This window comes from Campylobacter concisus (genome assembly GCF_002913745.1).
Lineage (GTDB): Bacteria > Campylobacterota > Campylobacteria > Campylobacterales > Campylobacteraceae > Campylobacter_A > Campylobacter_A concisus_R.
Genome location: NZ_PPCG01000040.1, coordinates 1 through 3,970 on the forward strand (window position 1 = coordinate 1; position 3,970 = coordinate 3,970).

Consider the following 3,970-nt stretch of genomic DNA (forward strand, 5'->3'; position numbering starts at 1 on the left):
AAAATTTGCAACGGCATAAGTCAGGCAGATGCTGAATTAGTGAAACAACAAGTGGCGATAAATACGGCTTTAGCCAACGAAAATGAAACAAAAGTGAAAGCGTTTCACGAAATAGTAGATGAAAAGACAAAACATTTGCTCTATTTTCAAAACGCAGCGCTCAGAAATCAAAAGAAAGCGGATGAGATGCTAGAGATGAGCGATAGGATAGCAGACGTTGAAGCCCATAGCAGGATCACGGCTAGAAACAAAGAGACTGTGCTAGGGCGTGAGGCTGATATGGTGATTAATAATGCAAACGTGCAAAGCGAGCAAAAGATCATAATTGAGAGAAAGGAGCTAAAGAGTGAATAAAATCACTTGGGCAGATATTGCCTTTTGCGTAGTTGTAAGCATTGCTATCGCGAGTGTGATCTGCGTTTGGCTCTTTATCGAGGCGATATTTGAAAAGGTGGCAGTGTGAGCGATATAAATTTGAGCCTAACCTATACGCCGTGGCAAAAGGAAGTCTTTTTTGAGAATACCGCACGCTTTACAACAATAGAAAAAGGTCGGCGTGTAGGATTTACCAAGGGGGTAGCAAATGCCACGATCGAGTGGCTTTTAGAGGGTAAAAAAGTGCTTTGGGTAGATACTATCACGTCAAACCTACAAAGATATTATGAACGCTATTTTTTGCCTGAGCTAAAAGCTCTGCCAAAAGAGCTGTATAAATTTCACGCACAAGATAAAAAGCTAAGTATTGGCGAGGGCTACCTTGATATGAGAAGTGCGGAACGCCCAGAAAATATCGAGGGCTTTGGCTATGACATAGTGATCCTGAATGAGGCAGGCATAATTTTAAAAGATGCCTACCTTTGGGATAACGCCATAAGGGCAATGTTATTGGACAACCCAAAATCAAGAGCATTTATAGGCGGCGTGCCAAAAGGCAAAAACCGCTTTTATGACCTTGCCAAACGTGGAATGAGCGGTGAAAAAGACTGGGTAAATTTTCAAATATCAAGTTTTAATAACCCACTGCTTAAAAAAGAGCAAATAGACGAAATGGTCGCAGAGCTTGGTGGTATAGATAGCGACGTAGTACGCCAAGAGATATACGGCGAGTTTTTAGATACAACCTCAAACGTGCTATTTAACCTTGCTTTGATAGAAAATGCTTTTAGCACTCAGATGCCAAACGAAAAGGCTAGCATTATTTGGGGGTTAGATGTGGCACGTGAGGGTGACGATGAAAGCGTGCTTTGTATTAGGCAAGGATACGGCATTACAAACTTTTATACTTTTAGGCTTGATAGCGTGACAGCTTTAGCAAGGGAGATTTTTGGCATATATGAGAGAAGCGAAGAGAAGCCAGACGCTATTTTTATTGATAGTGTTGGCGTTGGTGCTGGTGTGTTTGATACTTTAGTGGATTTTGGCTTGCGTGGGATAGTCAGAGAGGCAAAATTTTCATACAAGGCAACAAATGAGAAGCTTTATGCCAACAAGAGGGCGGAAGCATATTTTACACTCAAAGAGAAATTTAGGCTACTTAGCATCGTACCAAATGACAAACTCAAAAAACAGCTTAGCACCATTAGTTTTTACTATGACAAGAAAGAGCGTTATTTGCTCTTGCCAAAAGAGAATATCAAAAAAGAGTTTGGCTTTAGCCCTGACTTGGCGGATGCCCTTGCTCTTACGTTTTTTGACCCATTGCCAGCAAAAATAAACACGATCAACTACGATGACGGAGGCGTTTGGTGAAAGAGTGTCAAAATTGGGTAGATTTGAGAAAACAAATCGAGTATATTTCAGAAAATATCGACGTAGGTCTAATTAGAAAGGTGGCAACACTTGATGATGAGGCTTTGCGTCTTTGTTTTTGTGTGATGATTTGTGAGTGGCTTAAGGGGGTAAAATTTATCCCTACAAAACAAGCTAGAGTAAAACTTGCAACGGCTCTAAAAGAAAAAGGGGTTGATAAAAAACGAGTGAAAGAGCTAACAAATGTCAGCAGAAGCACAATTTACAGAGTAGGACACGAAAATGACGAACGATGAAAGAATAAGCTACCTCGATGAGTTAGTGCAAATAGCATACAATGGCTATGCGGAGTATAAACCATTTTTTGACAAGCTAAATGATGCGTATTTGCTTGTGCTTGAAAGCGAGCAGTATAACAGCCTCAAAGAGCGAAACAAAAGCAAAAACTACATACCAAAGCTCAACTCAAAAGCAAAAAGGATATATGACGGCCTAACCGAAACATATTTCAACAATGACACATTTGCAAAGCTAGAGCCATACATAAACTCAACGCATGATGTGATCGACAAGTGGCAAGAGGCGCTAAATTTCTATTGCGACAAGATAAATTTGTATAAGATTTTTTCGCCTATCTTTTTAAAAGCTGCTTTCTCGGCAAGCTCGGTAGTAAAAGTGTTTTGGGCAAAAGATGAAGCAAAGATAGAGGAAGTGGATATAAACGACATCTATTTTGACCCTGATGCCAAAAATACAGATGACATCCGCTATATCGTGCATAGAATTTACCTCACGACAAACGACATCAAAAAGTTAATCAAGAATAAAACTTTTAAACAAATTGATCTAAGCGAGAACAGACCTTATGAGAGAATTTGCCTAAATGAAATTTATGAACTAAATGATGAGAAATGGAGTGTTAGCACGCTTTACAATAGCGAACTACTAAGAGATAAAGTAGAACTAAAAGACGGACAGCCATTTATTTTTGGCTATATGCTGCCACAAACAAAACGCAATACTGATCAAACGTTTGTCTGCGCCTATGGTGAGCCAGCTCTTGCTTCGTTGCTACCTTTACAAGATGAGCTAAATGCTATTAGAAACTCAATTACAGATGTAACAAGAAACCAAGCAACGCCAAAGATCATTTTTAACCGAAGTGCAAGTATATCAAGGGCTGATTTAGAGCGCCCAAGTGGTGCGATTTTTACCGATAGCCCAGCAGACATCAAGATCGTGCCGCCTGGCGACATCAACGCTTCAATGGCTACACTTCAAGTGATCGAACAAGAGATGAGCGAAGTAAGCGGAGTAAGCCCTCAACAAAACGGAGCACCAACAACTAGGCAAGAAACAGCGACAATGGCGTCAATTATGGCAAATGAGGGGAGCGTAAGGCTTCAAGGGTATATAAGAACCTACAATGAGACCTTTTTTGAGCCTATATTTGAGCGCCTTGCATTTCTTGTTTGGAAATATGGTGATCCGCTATTTTTTGCAGGGTTTAATCGTGGTGAAATACCGAGCTTTAACATCAATCTAAACACTGGCATAGGCGCACTAAATAAAGAGGTGCAAAAGAAAAGCCTAATGGATGCAAGCCAAGTAATAGCAGCTCAATTTGGTATGTGCTTACAGCTTCAAGACGGCGAGGGTGCAAATAGGATGAAAGAAGCAAATGAGAAAATCCTATTAGAGCTATTGCCACTATATGGCATAAAAGACCCAGAGAATTTTATCGGAAAGGAGAGTGAGCTTGCTAAACAACTTAAGCCACAGGCTATTTTGCCAAGCGTGGCAAGCCTTGACGCAGAAGCAGGAGCTTTACCAGCTGACGCAATGCCAAGCGTTTAGGGATTTTTCAGAATATCTATTGGGGCTTTATGCGGCAAGTGTGACCGCTAGCCAAAATGAAAAGAACAGCGATGAAATGAGGTTAAGGGCGATCGAGAGCATAAAAACACTTGAAAGTCTTTTAAGTTTTTTTGAAAATTACAAAGAGGAGTAATAAATGACAGAGCAAGAAGCATTAAATGAATTAGTAAGTATCGTAAATGGTGATGATCAAGTAGAGCCTGAAACAAACGAAGTGGCACAAGAACCACAAGAACAGCCAACAGAGCAACCAGTAGCAACAGAAGAGCCAAAAAAAGAGGAGCTTAATATCGAGGATATTAAGCAAGCAATGGCTGAAGCGTTAGCAGCAAAAGAGCAACAG

At 40.5% G+C, this 3,970-nt stretch carries 5 protein-coding genes; all 5 read left to right on the forward strand.

Annotation, left to right across the window (positions count from 1 at the left end; all coding sequences use genetic code 11):
- Nucleotides 1–354, forward strand: a 354-nt coding sequence (locus CYO90_RS10230) for a glutamyl-tRNA amidotransferase (RefSeq protein WP_103578830.1), incomplete at its 5' end; no start/stop codon positions are given.
- Between the two features lie 105 nt (nt 355–459).
- A complete protein-coding gene (locus CYO90_RS05895; RefSeq protein ID WP_103578831.1) occupies nt 460–1,749 on the forward strand; it encodes a phosphatase in 1,290 nt (429 codons plus the stop codon).
- Between the two features lie 23 nt (nt 1,750–1,772).
- Nucleotides 1,773–2,045 (forward strand): hypothetical protein, encoded by a 273-nt coding sequence (locus CYO90_RS05900; protein ID WP_141083758.1) that lies wholly within the window; start codon nt 1,773–1,775, stop codon nt 2,043–2,045.
- Entirely contained in the window at nt 2,032–3,606 is a 1,575-nt protein-coding gene (locus CYO90_RS05905; protein WP_181000225.1) for a portal protein, read from the forward strand. The genes CYO90_RS05900 and CYO90_RS05905 overlap by 14 nt, the downstream gene beginning before the upstream one ends.
- A 157-nt stretch (nt 3,607–3,763) precedes the next feature.
- On the forward strand, nt 3,764–3,970 hold a 207-nt coding region (locus CYO90_RS05910; RefSeq protein WP_219809111.1), incomplete at its 3' end, for a hypothetical protein.